Origin of the sequence: Sphingomonas sp. Leaf257 (genome assembly GCF_001422185.1) — a bacterium.
Taxonomy (GTDB): domain Bacteria; phylum Pseudomonadota; class Alphaproteobacteria; order Sphingomonadales; family Sphingomonadaceae; genus Sphingomonas; species Sphingomonas yabuuchiae.
Genome location: NZ_LMMH01000012.1, coordinates 236,696 through 257,219 on the forward strand (window position 1 = coordinate 236,696; position 20,524 = coordinate 257,219).

Sequence of the window (20,524 nt, forward strand, 5' to 3'; positions counted from 1 at the left end):
CTCACGCCCCGCCCGTTGGGGTATCGCCGCGCAGGGCCACCACGACACGCGACAGCCCAACCCCGTTCGACCCCTTGATCAGCACCACGTCATCCGGTGCGATGATAGCGGCCAGCGCCTCGCGCGCGGCCTTCGCATCCGGCACATGGACGAAATCGACCCGCCCCTCAAGCGCGGCCGCCAACGGCGCCATCGATTCGCCGACCAACAGCGCCCGTTCGACGCGCGCCGCGACGATCGGCTCGGCCAGCCCGGCGTGATAATCGGCCGAATCCTCACCCAGTTCGCGCATCTCGCCCAGCACCGCGACATGCCGCCCCGGCTCCTCGGCCAGCACGGCCAGCGTCGCGCGCATCGAGGCGGGATTGGCGTTGTAGCTCTCGTCGATGACCAGCGCGCCATTGGCCGCGCGGAACCGCGCGCCACGCCCGGCGAGGCCACCCAGTTCGGCCAGCGCGAGGCCTGCCAACCCCAGATCGCCACCCGCCGCGTCGACGGCGGCGAGCACCGCCAGTGCATTGGACACCCAATGCCGCCCCGGCTGGGACAAAGTAAAGTTCAACTCCTTGTCGCCCAGCTTCGCGGTCACGAAGCTGCCCCCGGTCGCGCCGCGCATCGCCTCGACCGCGCGGACATCGGCGGCGGGATCGAACCCGAAGGTCACGATCCGGTCGGCATGGGGCTTGGCGGCGGCGATCAGCCGGTCGCGGTGCGGGCTGTCATAGGGGATGATCGCCGTGCCGCCGGATTGAAGGCCCTGGAAAATCTCGCCCTTGGCATCGGCGATGGCGGATTCGTCGGGGAAGAATTCGGTATGCGCGGGCGCGATGGCGGTGACGATCGCGATATGCGGGCGCACCATCGCGGTCAGGGCGGACAGCTCGCCCGCATGGTTCATCCCCATCTCGAACACGCCCGCGCGAACCTCGCGCGGCATCCGCGCAAGGCTTAGCGGCACGCCGGTATGGTTGTTGTAGCTCTTGACCGAGCGGTGCACCGCGCCGCGCCAGCCCCGTTCGAGCGCGGCATAGAGCGCCTCCTTGGCGCTGGTCTTGCCGACCGATCCGGTAACGCCGATGATCGTCGCCTGCGTCCGCGCCCGGCTGGCACGGGCCAGGTCTTCAAGCGCATGGAAGCTGTCGACGACCCGGACATGCGGATGGTCGGTCGGGTTGCTGACCAGAGCCCCCGCTGCCCCCTGCCCGAACGCCTGATCGAGGAAGCGATGACCATCGGTCGCCTCGCCCGACATGGCGACGAACAGGTCGCCGGGGCCGACCTCACGGCTGTCGAAGGCAACGCCCGAAACGGCGAAGTCGGCGGAGGCCGTTGCGCCGGTCGCCGCCGCGATCTCCTGCGCAGTCCACAAGCTCATTTGCGTTCCTCGGCCGTCTTGGCCCCATAATGCAGCGACAGCTTGGGCCGCACCCGTGCGGGCGCCTCCGCCTGCACGGCATCGGCCTTGTCCACCGGGGGCGTCTTGGTCGGAGCCTGCGCCGTCATGCCGCACACTCCCGCGCGACGGTGACATCGTCGAAGGGCAGGACGAGATCGCCGACGATCTGGCCCTGCTCATGCCCCTTGCCCGCGATCAGCACGATATCCTGCTCCCCCGCCTCGGCGATCGCGGCGGCAATGGCCTCGCGACGGTCGCCGATCTCGATCGCACCGGTCGCACCGCGCATCACCTGGGCGCGGATCGCGGCGGGGTCTTCAGTGCGGGGATTGTCGTCGGTCACGATCACCCGGTCGGCATGCATCGAGGCGACCTGCCCCATGACCTCCCGCTTGCCCGGATCGCGGTCGCCGCCCGCGCCGATCACGACGATCAGCCGCCCGCCCGCATGGGGTTTGAGCGCGGCGATCGCCGCCTCGATCGCGTCAGGGGTATGGGCATAGTCGACATAGACCGGCGCCCCGCTCCGCGCGATGGCGGCACGCTCCAGCCGCCCGCGTACCGGCTGCAACCGGGCGAGGTTCGCGATGGTCGTCGTCAGATCGCCGCCGGTCGCCAGCACCAGCCCCGCCGCGACCAGCGCATTGGCGGCCTGATAGGCGCCGATCAGCGGCAGTTGCACCTTGTGCGCCTGCCCATGCTCGTCCTCGATCACCAGCCCCTGACCCAGCAGGGTCGGATGCCGCTCGACCAGTTTCAGCGTCGATCCGCGCGTACCGACCGTCACCAGCTTGTTACCGCGCGCGCGGGCCAGATCGATCACCCGCCCGCTCTCGACATCGTCGGCCCAGACGACCGCCGTGCCGTCGAGCGACAGGACTTCGGAAAAAAGCCGCATCTTCGCCGCGAGATAGGCGCCCATGTCGCCATGATAGTCGAGGTGATCGCGCGACAGGTTGGTGAAGGCCGCCGCCGATACCTTCAGCCCCTCGGTCCGATACTGGGTCAGGCCATGGCTCGACGCCTCGAACGCCAAATGGGTCACGCCCTCGCGCGCGAGGCCTGCGACATTGGACAGGAAGGTCACGACGTCCGGCGTGGTCAGCCCGGTATAGGTCCGCTCGTCGGCGGTGGTGACGCCCAGCGTGCCGATCGAGGCGGCGTGATGCCCCGCCATGCGCCAGAGCTGGCGCGTCATCTCGACCGTCGAGGTCTTGCCGTTGGTGCCGGTCACCGCCACCGCCGTCGCCGGGAACGGCGCGAAGAATGCGGCCGCTAGCCGCGCAAAGGCCGCGCGGGGTTCGTCGGAGGCGATATGGACCGCTCCCTCGACCGTCACGCCGGGCCGCGCGACGACCGCCACCGCACCGCTGCGCACCGCGTCGGCAATGAAGTCCTCGCCATTCACCCGTGCGCCCTGGAACGCGCCGAAAATGGTACCGGGCGCGACCTTGCGGTGATCGATCGCGAAACCGGAGACGAGGGCGTCGCCGCCCTCGCCCTGAATATCGCCCTGAATGTCTGCGGTCAGTTGGTTCAGCTTCATGCCGCGCCCCTTATCGTCCATCCACCGGCGGCGCCTTCGGATCCTGCCACAGGGTCGGCAGGATGTCCGACTCGTCGATATCCTTGGTGGCGTCGGGCACCACGCCCAGCATCGCGCCGACCCGCGTGATCGTCCGTCCGACCACCGGCGCGGCGTTCCAGGCTGCGGTCTTCCACCCTCCGGTCTCCTTCGTCCCCTTTGGCGAATCGAGCATCGCCAACACCACATAGCGCGGCGCATCCATCGGGAAGGCCGCCGCAAAGGTAGCGACGTTGCGCGACCGATCATAGCCGCCCGCGACCGCCGCCTCGGCGGTGCCGGTCTTGCCGCCCACGCGGTAGCCGGGTGCATCGCCCTTGCGGCCCGTGCCGCGCATCACGATCAGGCGCAGCATCTGCCGCATCTTGTAGCTGGTCGTCTCGCTGATGACCCGCCGACCCGCCGCGGCATGGCCCGGCGCGACCTTCATCAGCGTCGCAGGGCGCCAGATGCCGCCATTGACCAGCGCCGCATAGGCCGAGGCCAGATGCAGCGGCGTCACCGCGATGCCGTGACCATAAGCGGTCGTCATCGTCGTCGTGCGCGCCCAATAGGTGGGCAGCAGCGGGCGTCCCTTTTCGCGAAGCTCGATATCGGGCTTGGTATCGAAGCCCAGCTTCTTGAACATGGTCTGCATCCGCTGCGGCCCGATCTCGTCGGCGATGCGCGCGGTGGCGATGTTTGACGAATAGATCAGCGTCTCGGCCATGTTGAGCCAGCGCTTCGGATCGCCCTGTTCATCATGGATGGTGTAGCCGCCGACCCTCAGCGGATGGGTTGCATCGAAGCGCCGCTGCATCGAGGTGACGACGCCATTCTCCATCGCGGTCGCCATGGTGATCGGCTTGAAGGTCGAACCCAGCTCGAACACGCTCTGCGTCGTGATGTTGCGCAGCTCCTCGGTGCCCGCCATGCCGACCCGGTTGGGGTTGAAGGTGGGCAGCGAGACCATCGCGATCACTTCACCGGTATGCACGTCCAGGATGATGCCGCCGCCGCCCCGCGCGGAGAAGGTGTTCATCGCCCGGCCGAGTTCGCTTTCCAGCGCGGCCTGGGCGCGGGTGTCGATCGACAGGGCGACGGGCTTGCCCGTCTGCGCCGGGTTGAGCAGCCGCTCGTCGAGCACGCGCTCCATGCCGCTCATCCCGTGCCCGTCGGTCGACAGGAAACCCAGTGCATGGGCGGCGAGCGAGGATTGCGGATACAGACGCTGCGTCTCGCGGTCAAAGACCAGGCCGGGTTCGCCGATGGCGTTGACCTGCTCGACCAGCGTGGGGCTGGCGCGGCGTTGCAGATAGACGAAATTCGCCTTGCGGGTCAGCTGGCCATAGAACCAAGCCTGATCGCCGCGATCGGGCATCAGCGCGGCGAGCCGCGCGGCGATCTCCATCGGATCGCCGATCAGCTTTTTCGGATGGACCGCGATCGTCCAGCTATCGATCGTGCGGGCCAGCGGCGCGCCGTTGCGGTCGACGATATCGCCCCGCGCCGCCAGCGTCGCGGTCCGTGCCGCCGCATCGGCGGGTCCGGCGAACACCGCCAGCAACATCAGCCGCCCGATGACGACGACCACCGCCGCGCCGAACAGCATCATCAGCATCATCAGACGCATATGCGTCGTCGCGACCAGCGCGTGGCGCTGGCCGGCGGTACGCTGCGTTCCGGCGGGACGCGCGACCAGAACGCTCAACGCCGCCGCCGCGCTTCGGTCTTGGCGCCCTTCAGAATGTCACCCAGCGTCGTGTCGGACAGCAATTGGCGATCGAGCATCGCCACGGCTTCCGGCCGGACCTTCGCGACGGCGGCGGCGGTGCGGACGGTCGCGATGGGGGCGGGCTTGGCCTTTTTCGTCGTCACGACATGCTCGGACACGGCTTGGACGATCTGGGGCTTGGGCAGATCGACCTTGGCGAGGCGGACGACGGGGGCAGGCGCGTTGGGCTTGGCCGGGGCGGCAGGCGCGGCAGCGGCGGCCACGCCTTCCGGCTGGACAACGACAGGCGCGGGCTGCGAGGGGACGAGCAGCGCGGCGGTCTGGATCGCGCCCTCGGCGGGGCCACGAGTCACGTCGAGCGAGGCCAGCTGCGCCTCGTCACCGACGAACTGGCCCGCGACCGGCGCGGTCAGCGCCAGCGTATCGCCATTCCACTTTTCCAGCTGGACCAGGTTGGCGCGGGTGTCGAACTCGGTCTCCAGCGCGCGGATGTCGCGCTGCGCAGCGGCGATGCGGCCGTTGACGTCGTCGAGCTTCTTGCGCTCCGCCGCCACCTGCAAGGAGACGAGGTAGAATCCCAGGACGACTGCGACGCAGCTCCCGAACCACCCTATCCCCTTCAACCGATACGCCGCCGTCATACGCCAAACTCCTGACTCAACTCGCCCCCCGGCGCCCTGCCCTTATCCGCCGACCAGGCCGGGGATTCCGTACGCGTCGCAAAACGCAGCGTCGCCGAGCGCGCGCGCGGATTGCGAGCCAGTTCCGCCTCGCCCGCGCGCACCGCCTTGCCGACCTGGGCAAAGCTGGGTGCCCGCGCCGCCGCCTGTTCGGGCAGATGGCGCGACCCGCCCGGCATCTGCCCGGCGCGCTCGCGGAAGAAGCGCTTGACCATGCGGTCTTCCAGACTGTGGAAGGTGACCACCACCAAGCGACCGCCCGGCTTCAACGCGCGTTCGGCCGCCGCCAGCCCCTCGGCCAGCTCGTCCAGTTCGCGGTTCACATGGATGCGGATCGCCTGGAAGGTCCGCGTCGCCGGGTCCTTCTTGTCATGCGGGCGATAGCCCAGCGCCCGGCGGACCACGGAAGCAAGCTCACCGGTGCGGGTCAGCGGACGGGCGGCGACGATCGCCTGGGCGACGCGGCGCGAACGCGGCTCCTCGCCATAATGATAAAGGACATCGGCGATGGCCGCTTCGTCGGCGGTGTTCAGGAAATCGGCCGCCGACTCGCCCGCCTGCGCCATGCGCATGTCGAGCGGGCCATCGCCTTGGAAGGAAAATCCGCGCTCCGCCTGGTCGAGTTGCATCGAGGATACCCCGATATCCAGCACCACGCCATCAACGCGGGCCGACAGTTCTTGATCCAAATTGGAAAATTCCCGGTGGATCAGGGTCAGCCCCGGCTCGGCGGCAACCAGCGCCTGGCCATTGGCGATGGCATCGGGATCGCGGTCGAAGGCGACGACCTTCGCCCCCCGGCCCAGCATCGCGCGGGTATAGCCGCCCGCGCCGAACGTACCGTCGACATGCGTCTCGCCGGGGGCGATGGCGAGCGCGTCGAGGACCTCGTCGAGCAGGACGGGGATGTGCGGGGCGTCGGCCGTGCTCACAGCGCAATCCCCTTTTCCTGGCAGTGGAAACGCGCGGCCGAGATCATCTTGGGCGGCAGGCCGGGCGTCTCGACCAGGGTCTTGGGGTCCCAAATTTCGATATAATCGAACGTGCCCCAAAAAAAGGCATGACCGGTGATCCCGGCATGAAAGCGCGGGAAGCCCGGCATGATGAAACGGCCCGACCCGTCAAAGGGCACGGCCTCGCCATTCGCCAGGTCGCGCTTGATGTTATAGTCGATGCGGCCGTCGGGCCCGCGCGACATCTCTGTCCGCGCGTCCAGCTCCCTCTTCAGCACGGCAACATAACCCGGGTCATACGCGATCAGGCAGCGCTCTGTTTCATGGACAGCGATGATGATGGTCCCGCCATCTTTTCCGTCGGGGCGCGGCGCATTCTGAGCCAGGGTGGACCGGAGGGCATTGGGGATGGCGACGCGGCCCTTGTCATCGACAAGGCCAATGCCACTACCCTGATACAAACCCCTTTCGGACACGCCAACCTCGCACATGGCGCGCACGGCCTCACCGCTTCAAAACACGACCATCGCCGCATTCCGACCATTTCTGGATCACAGTGAGCCTGCCCCTCTGTTGCTTTTCGGTTTACCTATAGCGGAACCGGGAGGCAACGGGATTTTTGGGGAGAAACGGGGAAATCGGGCTTGAAACTGGGGTTATGCGACCAACGGCTGGTCGTTTGGCGGGAAGGCCTCCATGATCCTTGTTCGGGAAAATGCCGGATTTCCGCCGATCGGGCGCGTTTTCCCCGGATTTCCCCGAACCCGGTGACGCACGAAACCGATCACGGTCGACTTAACTTTTATTAAGTAAAAAGCCCGATACGGCCGTGAACGCTTCACGACGCCGGTGATCGTCAGTCGGACAAATCACGCCCATCAGGCTGGATGCAACCGGCGATCAGCGTGCCGGGTCGGCCGGAGCCTGGGTGTTCGCGGGCGCGGGCGCGACGCCCAATTCGGCCAGTGGCTCGCTGGACGACGGGGTGGCGGTGTTCGCCATCGCCATGTCGGCGACCATGTTCGACTGCGCCGCACCGGCGACGGCCGCAGGCGGCTCGTCACGGTTCAGCGAGCCCAGGATCGTGCTGGCGATCGCGATCAGCAGGATGACGGCGGCCAGGCCGATCATGCCGACTTTCACGCGCTGCATGATATGATGATGGTCGGGTGACTTCATGGAACTCGGTGACACTATCTCGCGCGCCGCCTCATGTCGACCTCTGGCGCACGCCGTCGGGTCGCAAAGGGGCGGCGACTATAGCCCCTTCTCGGCCCGCCACGCCGGATTGTGCAGCGTGGAGAGGTAGCGAAACCCGGTATCGCACAAAATGGTTGCGATCCGCTTATGGGGCCCCAAGGCCCTGGCCAGCGCCACCGCGCCGGCGACATTGATGCCCGACGACAGGCCCAGGCACAGCCCTTCCTCGCTCAACAGCCGCTGTACCCAATACCAGCCTTCCGCATCGGAAAGACGAAACTGGGTATCGATCGGCGCGCCTTCAAGATTGGCGGTGATCCGCCCCTGCCCGATCCCCTCGGCGACCGACGAGCCTTCCGACTTCAGCTCGCCATGCGCGTAATAGTCGTACAAGGCCGCGCCGTGCGGATCGCTGAGCGCGATGGTCACCGATTCGTCATGCGCCTTCAACCCCAGGCCGACACCGGCCAGCGTGCCCCCGGTTCCCGCCGCGCAGGTGAAGCCGTCGATCCGGCCATCCATCTGGTTCCAGATCTCCTCGGCGGTGCCCACGATATGCGCGCGGCGATTGGCGATATTGTCGAACTGGTTGGCCCAGACGGCATTGTCCGTCTCCTCGGCGATACGGCGCGAGGTGTGGACGAAATGACAGGGGCTGGAATAGGGTGCGGCGGGCACGAGGACGAGCTCGGCCCCCAGCGCGCGCAGCGTGTCCATCTTCTCGCGGCTCTGCGTCTCGGGCATCACGATGATCGTGCGATAGCCCTTCGCATTGGCGACCAGCGCCAGACCGATCCCGGTATTGCCCGCCGTCCCCTCGACGATGGTACCGCCGGGGCGCAGCAGGCCCCGCGCCTCGGCATCCTCGACGATGAACAGCGCCGCGCGGTCCTTCACGCTGGCGCCCGGATTGGCGAATTCGCACTTGCCGTAAATGTCGCAGCCCGTGGCCTCGCTCGGCCCCTTCAGGCGGACGAGCGGGGTGTTGCCGATCAGGGCCAGCGTGTCGGAGATCACTTCCATGCCGCCTAGATGGCCCCTGCCCCGCCATCGGGCAAGCCAAGCCTTGCTTGGCCCCCGCCAAGCATAAGGTGGGAGCGCTCACGGTTGATCGGCAAAATGTTGGTCGTCGAGGCAGGTTAACGCACAGGTCATGCTTGACGCCGGGTTGCTGCATTTGCGAAGCACCGCCCCGCTATGAAGAGCCTCCTCCCCCTCATCGTCGCCGCACCGCTGCTCGCTTTGGCCGCGTGCAATTCCAAGCCCAGCCAGCCCGAGGTCGTCGACACCAATCCCGACCCGATGGCCAACGTGCTCGCCAACCGCGCCCCGGTCGAGCTGCCGCCCGCGATCAAGGCGGACAAGACCTTCCGCTGCAAGGACAACAGCCTCGTCTACGTCACCTTCTTCCAGGGCGACAAGCAGGCCAATGTCCGTCTGAAGGAAGGCGAAACCCCCGTCGTGCTGAAGGCGCCCGCCGCCGGTGAGCCGCTGACCGCCGAAGGCGGCTGGAAGATGACCGGCGACGAAAAGGCCGTCACCCTGACCACGCCGAAGAAGGCCGCGCTGGTCTGCCACATCTGATTCGCGTTCAATCCGTCCTTGGCGTCGCTTGATCGACGATAAGGACTTGATCGAAAACCGGCCGGCGGGGATATCTCCGTCGGCCTTTTCTTTGGGCCGTGTCGGGAGGTCGGAGAGAAAAGCCGTGGCCGCGATCGCGATCTACAGCCTGAAGGGGGGCGTCGGAAAGACCAGCATGGCGGTCAATCTGGCCTGGTGCGCCGCCAACCTGTGCGCGCGTCGCACCTTGTTATGGGATCTTGACCCGCAGGCCGCCTCGACCTGGCTGCTGGGCGGCCCCGCGCGCGGCGACCGGGCACAGGCCGTATTCTCCCGCGACATCTCCGCCGAGCGACTGGTCCGCCAGACCGACATTCCCCGGCTGTCGCTGATCGGCGCCGATGATTCGCTGCGCGGTCTGGACCATCTGTTCCATACGATCGAGAAGAAGAAGCGGCTCGGCAAGCTGATCGACGGGCTGGACGATTATGACAGCGTGATCCTGGATTGCCCGCCCGGCCTGACCGAGACGACCGAGCAGGTGTTGCGCGCCGTCGACCTGATCGTCGTGCCGGTCGTACCGTCCGCGCTCTCTACCCGCGCGCTGGAGGTGGCGGACGGCCATGTCCGGGGCCGCGTGCCCCTGCTGCCCGTGCATGTCATGGTCGACCGCCGCCGCCGCCTTCATTCAGAGGCACTGGCCGCGCACCCCGACTGGCCGATCATCCCGATGGCCAGCCTGGTCGAGGCGATGGGCGAGCATCGCGCGCCTCTGGGGGCCTTTGCTCCACGCAGCAGCGCCGCCCAGGCCTATGCCGATCTGTGGCGCAGCGTCGAGCGGCGACTGGCGGGGGGATGAGCCGCCGCGACGATCCCGGCCCGCCCGAACGGCTGACGCCGCATCTGGTGCTGGGGGCCTATGCGGTCGGGGTGTTCCCGATGGCGGACACGCGCGACACCGATCATGTCTATTGGGTCGAGCCGCGCAAGCGCGCCGTCCTGCCGCTCGATGGTTTTCACCTGTCCCGCTCGCTCCGCAAGACGGTGGCGAAGGACCGGTTCCGCGTCACCGCCGACACCGCCTTCGAATCGATCATCCGCCTCTGTGCCGAAAGCGTCCCGGACCGGCCCGAGACCTGGATCAACTATGCGATCGAGCGGGTGTTCATCGACCTGTTCGACATGGGCTTTGCCCATTCGATCGAATGCTGGGACGGCGACGAGCTGGTCGGCGGGCTTTACGGGCTGGCGCTGGGCCGCGCCTTTTTCGGCGAGTCGATGGTCAGCCGCCGGACCGATGCGTCCAAGGTGGCGATGGTCTGGCTGGTCGCGCGGTTGCGGGCCGGCGGATACAGCCTGCTCGACTGCCAGTTCCAGACCAGCCATTTGTCGACCATGGGCGCGATCGAGATCGGGCGCGAGGATTATGTCGCGCTGCTGTCCGACGCATTGGCGGGGGTCGTGGCACCGGGCGCTTCCGCCGCCGGGGTATCGGCATCGGGCGACTTCGCGGCGCTCGACCGCTTGGGGGTGGTGCCGGGCAATGAGGCCGGGACTGTCTCCGGCCCCGTTTCGGGCCAGGACATTGTGCAGCTCTTGGCCCAGACGTCATAGACCGGGTGAAGCACGACGTTGAGCGCAGGCCGCTCCTTGTAGAGCCAGCCTGAAAAGACACGCTGCCACCGCTGATTGGCACCACGCACGTCCAGCTGCACGAATGCGCCGGTCAGCTGCTCCGCCTCCCACGATGCCGTCTTCTCGCAGGCGCGCAGGCGCACCACGACATCGCCAACGCGCACCGCCTGGCCGGGCTTCAGCGTCAGGTCTCGCGAAACGCCGTTGCGCTTGTTGAGCAGGCCGATCACCGCGACGCGCTCGGCCATCGGGGTGCCGCCACTCGGCAGTGTCGCCTGCGCACCGTCGACCGATTCGATCCCCGACGCGGCGCCGGGGCTGTCGGGCAGGATCTGGCTGACCGCCGATTCGGCCGTGTCGCCGCCGCGATCGGTCAGCGCCTGATAGCCGAACCAGCCGCCGACCCCCAGCAAGGCGACCAGCGCACCGCTGGCCAGCCAGCGCGACGTCTTCACCCCTCGGGGGTCCAGGCTTCGTAGTCGCCGGTCGCGGCCTGGCGCTGACCACCCTTTTCGAGCGCGCCCGAGGGGCGATAGGCCATGGCGGTGCCGGTCATGTTCGGGATTGCGGGCTTCTGCCACGCGCGACGCGGCGGCAGCGAGCGGTCGGGCACATCGTCGACCTGATGATGCAGCCAGCTGAACCATTCCGCCGGAACCCGGCTGGCATCGTTCGAGCCGTTATAGATCACCCAGCGGCGCGCGCGGCCGGCGGTGTCGGTGCCGCCCTCATAATAGACGTTGCCATGCGCGTCCTCGCCAACCTGCGCCTTGCCGCGCAGACCGAACCAGGTTCCGATGGTGGCGCCATTCCACCAGGTGAAGGGATTGAGGTTGATGCCCATGACGCGCCGTGTAGCCCGGCTGTCGCCGCCCTTCAACCGCGTTCGTGTCTAGTGGAGGGGAGGGCTTGGTTCATTCCTCTGCTTGAAGCCTCCTCTTTTCGGCCGAAAGACGGGGGCCGGGGCGCGCATGGCGGCAGGTGACAGGCTCGGTGAGACACCTTGCCCTCCCCCAGCCCAGTTTCAGGTAAACGATGCCCCGCATCGTTTAGGTCATGCCGGGGGCATGACCGACCTGAAACTCGCCTGCGGGAGGGGAGAAGTGCGGGGCAAGGCACCGTCGCATAAGCCCCCACCTGCGAAAAGGCAGCGACTTGGTTGAAAAACGATCTACCTCAGGCGATCACTTGGGCCAGGAAACCGAATCGCCCTCCGATATCCCCAATTCCGCCGAGCGCCCGCCGACCAACTCCAATACGGCGGCAATCGGCTCGCCAGAGGGGATCTGCGCCTCGCTGAACGGCACGGTATTTTCCGCGATCCGCGCGATGGTGCCGTCGGCGCGGATGAACAGGATGTCGAGCGGCGTCGGCGTGTTCTTCATCCAGAAGCTCGCCTCGCGCGGAGCCCCACCGTCGGGCGGATAGGGGGCGAACAACATGCCGCCATCGGGCTTCAGGTCGGTGCGGTACATCAGCCCCTGCGCCTGCTCGGCAGAGGTGCGCGCGGCCTCGACATGGAATCGGTGCTGGCCCTGCGCCGTCCTGATGGTGACGGGCACGGTCGCGATCTGGCGCCCCGACTGTTCCGTCGCTTCGGAAGACGATTTCTCCGCCGAACACCCCGCCAACCCGGCACCGGCCAAGGCCAGCGCCATCACACTCATCCGTATCATCCGGCTCCTCTCGGCGTCACGACGACCGCCAGGGGGCCTTTCGGCCCCTCGACCACGCGCGCCGCCAGCGGCTGACCGGGTTCGACATCCAGGATCCCGCCGCGACGCAGCGTCTCCATATGGACAAATATGTCCGCCCCGTCACGATCCCGCAGCAGGAAACCATAGCCTTTCAGCCGGTTGAACCATTTGACCGCGACCTGCTCCGGATCGCCCGCCTCGTCGACCAACGCCACCGGATCGATCCGGTCGGGCGAGCGGGGCCGCTTGGGAGCCTCCGGCACCGCATGGGTCAGGTCGATGGTCAGCACTTCGCGCGCCTGATAGCCCCGCCCGCCGCGCGCGCCCAGCAACTCGACGCGCGCGCCCTCGGGCAGGCTGCGTCGCCCATGCGCCTGCAACACGGAGAAGTGCACCAGCACATCCCCATAGATCGGATCGTCCGCCACGACGAAGCCGAAACCCCGCGTCACGTCGAACCATTTTACGACCCCCGCCAGCCTTACGGCCGTTTCCGCCGTTTCGCTGTCGATGCCGCCCCCTTGAATTGGCGTTTCTTCCAGCATCATCGCACCCTTGTGCCCCGAGGCTAGCATCATTGTTCGCACCCGCAATGCAATGACGTTCGCTTTTTTGCTGGTCCGGAGTGGGACGACGGCGCAAAAAGTTAGGTCTAGCGGCGTATATTCTTGCGCGGGATCAGAAATCCTCGTCGTCGATGATCTCGCCGGGCGCGGCAGAAACGATACGCCGCGACAGATTTGTCCCGTGTCCGGCGCGCATCATCGCCGCAAACTGCTTCTCGCGCACCGCGCGGTCCGCCTCGCCATCGCCGAAAGGCCCGATTCGCCGCCGCCGGGCAAAGGCCAGGGCGGCCTCGCGCGCCGCCTCCGCCACTTGCGGTGCGATCGCCTCGTGATCCTCCGCCCCGACGCGTGCGGCGTGCAAGGCCTGCGCCACGCGACGCGCGCCCATACCCCGCCGGGCGAGCGAGGCGGCCTTGGCCTCCGCATAGGCGCGATCGTCGATATAGCCGAGTTCGACCATCCGCCCCGCCAGCCCGCGCGGGTCGGGCGGCCCTTCCCCCACCCACCCCCTTTCGCGCAGCTTGCGAGTCAGGTAATCGACCAGCTTGCCTTCGGTCGTGGCAAATCGCTCGACATACCGTAGCGCGAGAGTTTCCAGCGTTTTGGGATCAAGGGGTTTGGGGGGGCGACGATCGGCGGACACGCCTTGTTTGTGCCACACTGACACCGGATTTAGAACGCGGGAAGCCGCCATTTGATGGTGGAAAAGAATCACTCGTACCCGCGCGATCACTTTGCGGGGACGCAAAAGCATAAGGAACGAAGGCAAGGCCATGACGATCGAGCACCATCAGGACGACGCGCGCGCCATCATCGCGACGCCGACCGAGGATGCGCTGCCGCGCCGCTTCGCCGACTTCGACACGCTGGGCGAAGCGCTGGACTATGCTGCCTCGGGTACGCGCGGCCTGAACTTCCACGACGCGCGCGGCACCCTGTCGCGGCCCTATCCCTTCGCCGAACTGCGCGAGGATGCGCTGACCTGCGCCCGCCGCCTGATCGCCAGCGGCGTGAAGCCCGAGGATCGCATCGCGCTGGTCGCCGAGACGGGGCCGGAATTCGCCGCTTTGTTCTTCGGCGTGGTCTATGCGGGCGCCTGGCCGGTGCCGCTGCCGCTGCCGACCTCGTTCGGCGGGCGGGACAGCTATATCGAGCAGTTGCGCGTCCAGCTCGCCAGCTGCGACCCCAAGATGCTGATCTTCCCCCCCGAACTGGCCCAGATGGCGGGTGCCGCCGCCGAGGCCGCGGGCTGCGAAGGGATCGACTGGGACAGCTTCGCCACGCGTGCGGCCCCCGAGACCGAACTGCCCAAGGCCGATCCGGAAGCGATCGCCTATCTTCAATATTCCAGCGGCTCGACCCGCTTCCCGCATGGCGTGGCGATCACCCATCATGCGCTCCTGAACAATCTGGCGGCGCACAGCCATGGCATGAAGATTCAGGAGAGCGATCGCTGCATTTCCTGGCTGCCCTGGTATCACGACATGGGTCTGGTCGGCTGCTTCCTATCGCCCATCGCCAACCAAGTCTCGACCGATTATCTGAAGACCGAGGATTTCGCGCGCCGTCCGCTCGCGTGGCTGGACATGATCAGCCGCAATCCGGGTACGTCGGTCAGCTATTCGCCGACCTTCGGCTATGACATTTGCGCGCGCCGCATCTCGTCGCAGACCAAGGCGTCGGACCGGTTCGACCTGTCGCGCTGGCGGATCGCGGGCAATGGCGCGGATATGATCCGTCCCGACGTCATGCAGTCCTTCGTCGACGCCTTTGCCGATGCGGGCTTCCCCGCCACCGCCTTCCTGCCGTCCTATGGCTTGGCGGAAGCGACGCTGGCCGTGTCGATCATGCCGCCGGGCGAAGGCATCCGCGTCGAACTGGTCGAGGAAACCCAGCTGTCGGGCGGCGCGCAAGGCACCGACCGGCCGCAGCGTTTCCGCGCCATCGTCAATTGCGGCAAGCCCGCGCGCGACATGGTGATCGAAATCCGCGAGGAGGACGGCACCCCCCTGCCCGATGGTGCGATCGGCAAGGTCTGGTGCAAGGGCCCGTCGGTCATGGTCGGCTATTTCCGCGACCAGGCCGCGACCGATGCCTGCCTGGTCGATGGCTGGCTCGACACCGGCGACATGGGTTACATGTCCAAGGGCTATATCTACATCGTCGGCCGCGCCAAGGACATGATCATCGTCAACGGCCGCAACCACTGGCCGCAGGACATCGAATGGGCGGTCGAGCAGCTGCCGGGCTTCAAGGCCGGCGACATCGCCGCCTTCGCCATCACCACGCCGGGCGGCGAGGAAACCCCCGCCGTGCTGGTCCAGTGCCGCAGCTCGGACGATGAGGAGCGCCTGCGCCTGCGCGACGAAATCCGCGAGCGCGTGCGTGCGGTGACGGGTATGAACTGCGTGATCGAACTGATCCCGCCGCGCACCCTGCCCCGCACCAGCTCGGGCAAGCTGAGCCGCGCCAAGGCCCGCAACCTGTATCTGGCGGGTGAGATCAAGCCGTACGACGTCGCGGCCTGATTTTCCTGGGATTTGAGGAAGGGGCTCGGTCGAAAGACCGCGCCCTTTTTCCATGCCCTATTCCCCACCTCCGTTCAGCCTGAGCGAAGTCGAAGGCCACGTACCGCCCACGCCTCACCCCCCACCCCGGCGGAGGCCGGGGTCCCGTATCCACCAAGCCCGTGGCCCCCTCGCTGGTCCATCCCAACTGGACCCCGGCCTTCGCCGGGGTGGTACGTCTGCTGGGGCAGTCGGGTGATCTTGGCCTTCGCTTTCGCTCAGGCTGAACGGCGGTCGGGGCACAGAACGCGGGAAGAGTGGGCCCCTTAATCCTTCAGCGGATCATGCCCCCAGTTCATCAGCGAATAGCGCCACGGCGAATGCTCGACATCCTTGTCCGGCCCGCCCTGCTTCAGATGCCGGTGCACATAGCCGACCACTTTCTTCATATGCGCATAGTCCTCGTCGGACAGATCGGCCTTCTTCTTGCGTTTGATCTCGACGATGCGGCGGCCCGACTCATGACCGACGCTTTCGCCCGAGCCGCCCTTTTTCTGGCCGACGTCCTGCGATTCATCGGAGTCCAGAAACTTCTCCAACTCGGCCGGGGCCAAGTTCACGGCCTCCTTGAAATCGGCGTAAACCTGTTCGTGATCGTCGGCCATGCGCGGCTCCTTTCGGGGTGGTCAACGCCGCGCGCGGGCTTTGGGGTTCAGATCAGCATCGCGTCATAGCTTTGCGGCGGCAGCGGCAGGGTCACGCGCGCGATCCCGCCGACGATCAGGACCGCCGCCAGCACGGCCCCCGTCGCCCACACGATCCGCCGGTCGCCCCGCCACGGCTTGGCCAATATCATCCCCAGCGCGCACGCCATGATCGGCCACAGATGATAGCGGAAATCCGACGCTACACTGATGACCAGGAAGCTGGCCTCCAGCCCCAGCGCCGAGCCGAACAGCGCCCCCGCAAAGCCGTGGCCGCGCGTCACCGCCAACCCCCCGGCGGCAAGCACCAGCCAGACGATCGGCCACATGACCGGCACATCGACCCAGAGCCCCGCCATCTTCTGCCACGCCAGCGCGGTTCGGCCCGGCTGCCCGAGATGATAGTCGTTCGGCTCGCTCCCCTGCGGCGGGGCGGCATTGATCCAGCGCGCGGGCACCCAGAAGCGCCAGGTCGAATTGACATGCGCCAGCCGTTGCGCGGCATAGGCGAGCGGATGATGCAGGATCGCGGGCGCGAGCTTGGCGTAGATCTGCCCCGGCGGGGTCGTCTCGAACCGCTGGAGCCGGGTGCCGCAGCGGGCAGGCTCGCCCAGCGGGTCCCAGAAGAAGGGCTTCACGCAATGCTTGGCGCGGATGTCCGCCACCTCGACAGGGGACAGGCCCAGCCGGGGGTCATAAGGCACGCGCACCGCGATCCCCGCCAGATCGTACAGCGCCTGGGTCCGCGCCACGCCGCTGTCCGCCGCGCCCAGCAGCCGGTGGTTGACGAAAGGCGCCGCCGCCAGCGTCGCGAGCGTCAGCGCCACGGTGATCGCGATCCGGCGCGGCCAGCGCTCCGTGACCAGCAACGCGACGAGCGGGGCAATCGCAAAGATCGCATTGGCGCGGACCAGCGCAGCATAGGCCAGCAACAGCCCCGCTACGGCCCAGGCTCCGCGCGGCACCGCCCGCCCCCGCAGCCGCCACCATCCGATGATCCCGACCGCGCCCAACGTGGCGCCGGTCATCTGTGCATCCTTCAGGATCGCGACCTGCCAGCCGAGCCATGGCGGCACCAGCCCGACCGCCAGCACCAGAAGCGCGCCGCGCGGTCGCCGGTCGACGATCGCCGCCGCCAATGCTCCCAACCCCAGCCACCATCCCGCCAGTTGCAGCACCAGCATCGGCCCAGCCCCGTGCGCCGCGAACAGCGCCCAGAGCCGCGCCATGATCGGCGGGTGCCAGTCGTCATATTCTCCGGTCAGGGCCTGGGCGTATTGGCCCACGCTGTCATATTGAACGAAGCCCGGCGCGAAGACGATGACGCTGAGCCCGAACAGGATCAGGGCCGCGACGACGATGCGCAGGCGGTGGCTATGGGTTCGGGTCATGACGGATATGACCGATGCGGCCAATGCCGGATGTTTCGCAAGCGGAATGCGCCATGTCGCCGTGGTAGCGCGGGGATAGGCGCGCCACCTGACCTCGCCTAAGCGGGGCAGACATCAATCGGGGGCAAGCGGGTAGATAGCGACACGGCACTGGTCATCATCGACATGCAGATGGAGATGCAGCACCGGATCGAGGCGGGGCGGCCCCATATCCATCCGGATGCGCCTGCGACGATAGCAACGCTCGCAGACGCTTTTCGACGTAACTAGCGCCCGGTGATCCACATTCGCCATGCAGCCGCCGATCCCGCTTCACCTTTGCATCCCGATGCCCCCGGCTATCCGCCCATGGCCTGTGCAGTGGAACGGCCCGGCGAGGCGGTGTTCGTGAAGCGCAGCTCGTCGGCCTTTGCGACGAGCGAACTGGAGGCCCATCTGCGCAGCCAGGGGATCATGCATATCCATGTCGTGGGGGCCGTGGCGGGGTTCTGTGTCAATTCGACAGTGCGCGCGGCGGCGGACCTGGGATTTGGCGTGACGGTGGTGCGCGACGGGGTGATCGGGTTCGACCTGCCCTCCGCCGGGTTGGAGGCGGGGGTGATCTTCGACGTCACCATGGGCTTGCTGGCGGCGGATTTCGCCGAGGTGGTGGGGAGTGAGGCGGTATTGGCTCGGTTGTGAGGGTTCACTTCGCTCAGCCTGAACGGCTGTTTGGCTGATCCCCTCACCCCGTTCGGCCTGAGCGAAGTCGAAGGCCACGCTACCCCCAACGAAAAAGGAGCCCGCCGCAGCGAGCCCCTTCCCCATAACCCATGACGCAAAAAATCAGATGTGGATCGCGCGCCCGTAAGCGGCGAGCACCGACTCGTGCATCGATTCCGAGATGGTCGGGTGCGCGAACACCGTTTCCATCAGCTCGGCCTCGGTCGTCTCCAGCTGGCGGGCGACGACATAGCCCTGGATCATCTCGGTCACTTCCGCGCCGACCATGTGCGCACCCAGCAGTTCGCCGGTCTTGGCGTCGAACACGGTCTTCACGAAACCCTCGGCCTCGCCCAGCGCGATCGCCTTGCCGTTACCGATGAAGGGGAACTTGCCGACCTTCACCTGATAACCAGCTTCCTTGGCCTTCGCCTCGGTGAAGCCGACCGACGCGACCTGCGGTCGCGAATAGGTGCAGCCCGGGATATTGCCCTTGTCCATCGCGTGCGGGTGGACATCCTTGTTGCCCAGCGCCTGGGCAATGGCCTCGGCGGCGATCACGCCCTCATGGCTCGCCTTGTGCGCCAGCCACGGTGCGCCGGTCACGTCGCCGATCGCCCAGATGCCGTCGACATTGGTGCGGCCATAGCCGTCGGTCTTGATGTGACCGCGATCGGTTTCGATGCCGAGCTTCTCCAGACCGATATTCTCGGTGTTGGGGACGATGCCGATGGCGACGATCGCATGGCTGAACTCGGCGGTCTCGACCTTGCCGTCCGGGCCCTTCATCGCGGCCTTCACGCCCGAGGCCGTCGCTTCCAGCTTCTCAAGGCCCGTCTTGGTCTTGATGGTCATGCCGAACTTGGTCAGCTGCTTGGTCATGAACTCGCTGACTTCGGCGTCCTCGACCGGCATGATCCGGTCGAGCATCTCGACGATGGTCACTTCCGCGCCCATGTCGTTGTAGAAGCTGGCGAACTCGACGCCGATCGCGCCCGATCCGATGACCAGCAGCTTGGTCGGCATGGCGGGCGGCACCATCGCATGGCGATAAGTCCAGATGCGCTCGCCATCCGCCTTGGCGAAGGGCAGGTCGCGGGCACGCGCGCCGGTGGCGACGATGATGTGCTTGGCGGTCAGCTCGGTGGTCTTGTCGCCCTGGACGACCGACAGCTTGCCCCCATTTTTATCGGCGCCGGTGATCGTGCCGACGCCCTCGACAACCGTCACCTTGTTCTTCTTCATCAGGCCCTTGACGCCCGCGTTGAGCTGGCCCGCCACCTTGCGGCTGCGATCGACCACCTTGTCGAGGCTGAACGAGGGCTTCTCGACCGACAGGCCGTACTGCGCGGCATGGGTCATGTAATGATAGACCTCGGCCGAGCGCAGCAGCGCCTTGGTCGGGATGCAGCCCCAGTTGAGGCAGATGCCGCCCAGCCGCTCGCGCTCGACGATCGCGACCTTCAGGCCAAGCTGGCTCGCGCGTATCGCCGCGACATAACCGCCGGGACCCGAGCCGAGGACGATAAGGTCGTAAGTGTCAGCCACTTTGCTCTTCCTTCTGAACACGCACCATCAGGATGCGCGGGGGACTATCCCCGAGTAGATTTCAGTCTCGCGCCGGGGCCATCGGCGGAACGGTGCGCGGCTTGCGGTCCTGGTCGGTCGCGACGAACACGAAGCGCGCCTGGGTGACCTTGGTCGCGTCCTCCATATGGCGGGCGCGGCGCCAGGCCTCGACCTCGATGGTCATCGACGTGTTGCCGACGCGGACGAGGGTGGCATAGACCGAAACCTCGTCGCCGACGAGCACGGGGGCGTGGAACTTCATTCCCTCCGCCGCGATCGTGACCGCGCGGCCGCCGGAGTGGCGCGAGGCCACCGAACCCGCCGCCAAATCCATCTGGCCCATCAGCCAGCCGCCGAAGATATCGCCATACGGATTGGCGTCCGACGGCATGGCGGTGACGCGGATGGTGGGGTGCTGATCGGGCAGCGTGCTCATTGTTCGCTATGCCTCCGGGCCATGCGGTCGGCGATGCGGGCGCGGTGGAGCGGGCCGATGCCCATCACCACCGTCGCAAGCGCCGCCCCCGCCCCGCACCACCAGATTTCGGTGCGGGCCAGCGGATAGGCCCAGGCGGCGGCCCAGGTCATGACGAGCGCCGCCACCAGCCCCAGGCCGATATAGAACAGCTCGATCCCGACCCGCATGGCCCCCGCCCTGTCCT

Annotated in this window: 24 protein-coding genes and 1 pseudogene; 6 read left to right on the forward strand and 19 right to left on the reverse strand. The window is 67.2% G+C overall.

From position 1 onward, the window contains the following. Position 1: 1 nt before the first annotated feature. From ASF14_RS08915 to ASF14_RS22220, 7 genes are read right to left on the reverse strand one after another with little or no spacing between them, the layout of a single operon-like run. On the reverse strand, positions 2–1,375 hold the full coding sequence (locus ASF14_RS08915; RefSeq protein ID WP_056434230.1) for a UDP-N-acetylmuramoyl-tripeptide--D-alanyl-D-alanine ligase: 1,374 nt from the start codon (positions 1,373–1,375) through the stop codon (positions 2–4). Then, complete coding sequence (locus ASF14_RS22415; RefSeq protein ID WP_269083244.1) at positions 1,372–1,503, reverse strand: hypothetical protein; 132 nt, start codon at positions 1,501–1,503, stop codon at positions 1,372–1,374. The genes ASF14_RS08915 and ASF14_RS22415 overlap by 4 nt, the downstream gene beginning before the upstream one ends. Continuing rightward, on the reverse strand, positions 1,500–2,942 hold the full coding sequence (locus ASF14_RS08920) for a UDP-N-acetylmuramoyl-L-alanyl-D-glutamate--2,6-diaminopimelate ligase (RefSeq protein ID WP_056434593.1): 1,443 nt from the start codon (positions 2,940–2,942) through the stop codon (positions 1,500–1,502). The genes ASF14_RS22415 and ASF14_RS08920 overlap by 4 nt, the downstream gene beginning before the upstream one ends. Positions 2,943–2,952: 10 nt before the next feature. Beyond that, positions 2,953–4,671 carry a peptidoglycan D,D-transpeptidase FtsI family protein gene (locus ASF14_RS08925; RefSeq protein WP_056434232.1) on the reverse strand — a complete coding sequence of 573 codons (1,719 nt, stop codon included), beginning with the start codon at positions 4,669–4,671 and terminating at the stop codon, positions 2,953–2,955. After that, a complete protein-coding gene (locus tag ASF14_RS08930; RefSeq protein WP_056434234.1) occupies positions 4,668–5,336 on the reverse strand; it encodes a hypothetical protein in 669 nt (222 codons plus the stop codon). Before ASF14_RS08930 ends, ASF14_RS08925 begins: the two co-directional genes overlap by 4 nt. After that, positions 5,333–6,307: a 16S rRNA (cytosine(1402)-N(4))-methyltransferase RsmH gene (rsmH, locus tag ASF14_RS08935; protein ID WP_156361103.1), complete on the reverse strand. Its 975-nt coding sequence runs from the start codon at positions 6,305–6,307 to the stop codon at positions 5,333–5,335. The genes ASF14_RS08930 and rsmH overlap by 4 nt, the downstream gene beginning before the upstream one ends. After that, on the reverse strand, positions 6,304–6,573 hold the full coding sequence (locus tag ASF14_RS22220; RefSeq protein ID WP_236697001.1) for an MraZ C-terminal domain-containing protein: 270 nt from the start codon (positions 6,571–6,573) through the stop codon (positions 6,304–6,306). Before ASF14_RS22220 ends, rsmH begins: the two co-directional genes overlap by 4 nt. 78 nt (positions 6,574–6,651) lie before the next feature. Here ASF14_RS22220 and ASF14_RS22225 point away from each other — a divergent pair, with 78 nt between their 5' ends. Continuing rightward, on the forward strand, positions 6,652–6,888 hold the full coding sequence (locus ASF14_RS22225; protein WP_236697002.1) for a hypothetical protein: 237 nt from the start codon (positions 6,652–6,654) through the stop codon (positions 6,886–6,888). 340 nt (positions 6,889–7,228) lie between these two features. Here ASF14_RS22225 and ASF14_RS08945 read toward each other — a convergent pair whose 3' ends face one another. Both ASF14_RS08945 and ASF14_RS08950 read right to left on the reverse strand, forming a co-directional pair. Continuing rightward, positions 7,229–7,507, reverse strand: coding sequence for a hypothetical protein (locus ASF14_RS08945; RefSeq protein WP_236697003.1), 279 nt, complete (start codon positions 7,505–7,507; stop codon positions 7,229–7,231). A gap of 78 nt (positions 7,508–7,585) precedes the next feature. Further along, positions 7,586–8,551, reverse strand: coding sequence for a cysteine synthase A (locus ASF14_RS08950; protein ID WP_056434236.1), 966 nt, complete (start codon positions 8,549–8,551; stop codon positions 7,586–7,588). Between the two features lie 174 nt (positions 8,552–8,725). Here ASF14_RS08950 and ASF14_RS08955 point away from each other — a divergent pair, with 174 nt between their 5' ends. The 3 genes from ASF14_RS08955 to aat all read left to right on the forward strand — a co-directional run bounded on the left by ASF14_RS08955 (position 8,726) and on the right by aat (position 10,705). Continuing rightward, positions 8,726–9,112: a hypothetical protein gene (locus tag ASF14_RS08955; protein WP_056434238.1), complete on the forward strand. Its 387-nt coding sequence runs from the start codon at positions 8,726–8,728 to the stop codon at positions 9,110–9,112. Positions 9,113–9,236: 124 nt separating this feature from the next. Then, positions 9,237–9,950, forward strand: coding sequence for a ParA family protein (locus tag ASF14_RS08960; RefSeq protein WP_056434239.1), 714 nt, complete (start codon positions 9,237–9,239; stop codon positions 9,948–9,950). Further along, positions 9,947–10,705, forward strand: a complete 759-nt coding sequence (aat, locus tag ASF14_RS08965; protein ID WP_056434241.1) for a leucyl/phenylalanyl-tRNA--protein transferase — start codon at positions 9,947–9,949, stop codon at positions 10,703–10,705. Before ASF14_RS08960 ends, aat begins: the two co-directional genes overlap by 4 nt. Before the next feature lie 35 nt (positions 10,706–10,740). Here the strand turns inward: aat and ASF14_RS20755 are convergent. The 5 genes and pseudogenes from ASF14_RS20755 to ASF14_RS08990 all read right to left on the reverse strand — a co-directional run. Beyond that, positions 10,741–10,974: pseudogene (locus tag ASF14_RS20755) on the reverse strand (DUF2155 domain-containing protein); the annotation flags it as partial. Positions 10,975–11,177: 203 nt separating this feature from the next. Then, positions 11,178–11,570, reverse strand: coding sequence for an NADH:ubiquinone oxidoreductase subunit NDUFA12 (locus ASF14_RS08975; protein ID WP_056434245.1), 393 nt, complete (start codon positions 11,568–11,570; stop codon positions 11,178–11,180). Positions 11,571–11,910: 340 nt separating this feature from the next. Continuing rightward, the gene (locus ASF14_RS08980) at positions 11,911–12,402 is read right to left on the reverse strand and encodes a DUF192 domain-containing protein (protein ID WP_056434247.1); all 492 of its coding nucleotides are present in this window, start codon (positions 12,400–12,402) and stop codon (positions 11,911–11,913) included. Then, a complete protein-coding gene (locus tag ASF14_RS08985) occupies positions 12,399–12,968 on the reverse strand; it encodes a cold-shock protein (protein WP_056434604.1) in 570 nt (189 codons plus the stop codon). Before ASF14_RS08985 ends, ASF14_RS08980 begins: the two co-directional genes overlap by 4 nt. A gap of 133 nt (positions 12,969–13,101) precedes the next feature. Then, complete coding sequence (locus tag ASF14_RS08990; protein WP_236697004.1) at positions 13,102–13,632, reverse strand: regulatory protein RecX; 531 nt, start codon at positions 13,630–13,632, stop codon at positions 13,102–13,104. Between the two features lie 130 nt (positions 13,633–13,762). On the opposite strand from ASF14_RS08990, the gene ASF14_RS08995 reads away from it, so the two are divergent. Beyond that, positions 13,763–15,517, forward strand: a complete 1,755-nt coding sequence (locus ASF14_RS08995; protein WP_056434252.1) for a fatty acyl-AMP ligase — start codon at positions 13,763–13,765, stop codon at positions 15,515–15,517. 305 nt (positions 15,518–15,822) lie between these two features. Here the strand turns inward: ASF14_RS08995 and ASF14_RS09000 are convergent, their stop codons facing one another. Together ASF14_RS09000 and ASF14_RS09005 are read right to left on the reverse strand one after the other, a co-directional pair. Further along, positions 15,823–16,161, reverse strand: a complete 339-nt coding sequence (locus ASF14_RS09000; RefSeq protein ID WP_056434254.1) for a DUF3140 domain-containing protein — start codon at positions 16,159–16,161, stop codon at positions 15,823–15,825. Positions 16,162–16,208: 47 nt separating this feature from the next. Then, positions 16,209–17,591 (reverse strand): hypothetical protein, encoded by a 1,383-nt coding sequence (locus ASF14_RS09005; protein ID WP_056434256.1) that lies wholly within the window; start codon positions 17,589–17,591, stop codon positions 16,209–16,211. Positions 17,592–17,867: 276 nt separating this feature from the next. Here ASF14_RS09005 and ASF14_RS09010 point away from each other — a divergent pair, with 276 nt between their 5' ends. Beyond that, complete coding sequence (locus ASF14_RS09010) at positions 17,868–18,272, forward strand: isochorismatase family protein (protein ID WP_201780565.1); 405 nt, start codon at positions 17,868–17,870, stop codon at positions 18,270–18,272. 144 nt (positions 18,273–18,416) lie between these two features. Here the strand turns inward: ASF14_RS09010 and lpdA are convergent, their stop codons facing one another. The 3 genes from lpdA to ASF14_RS09025 all read right to left on the reverse strand — a co-directional run bounded on the left by lpdA (position 18,417) and on the right by ASF14_RS09025 (position 20,507). Beyond that, positions 18,417–19,841, reverse strand: a complete 1,425-nt coding sequence (gene lpdA, locus ASF14_RS09015; protein ID WP_056434257.1) for a dihydrolipoyl dehydrogenase — start codon at positions 19,839–19,841, stop codon at positions 18,417–18,419. 61 nt (positions 19,842–19,902) lie between these two features. After that, positions 19,903–20,298, reverse strand: a complete 396-nt coding sequence (locus tag ASF14_RS09020) for an acyl-CoA thioesterase (protein WP_056434259.1) — start codon at positions 20,296–20,298, stop codon at positions 19,903–19,905. Beyond that, positions 20,295–20,507 (reverse strand): hypothetical protein, encoded by a 213-nt coding sequence (locus ASF14_RS09025; protein ID WP_056434261.1) that lies wholly within the window; start codon positions 20,505–20,507, stop codon positions 20,295–20,297. The genes ASF14_RS09020 and ASF14_RS09025 overlap by 4 nt, the downstream gene beginning before the upstream one ends. Between the last annotated feature and the right edge of the window lie 17 nt (positions 20,508–20,524).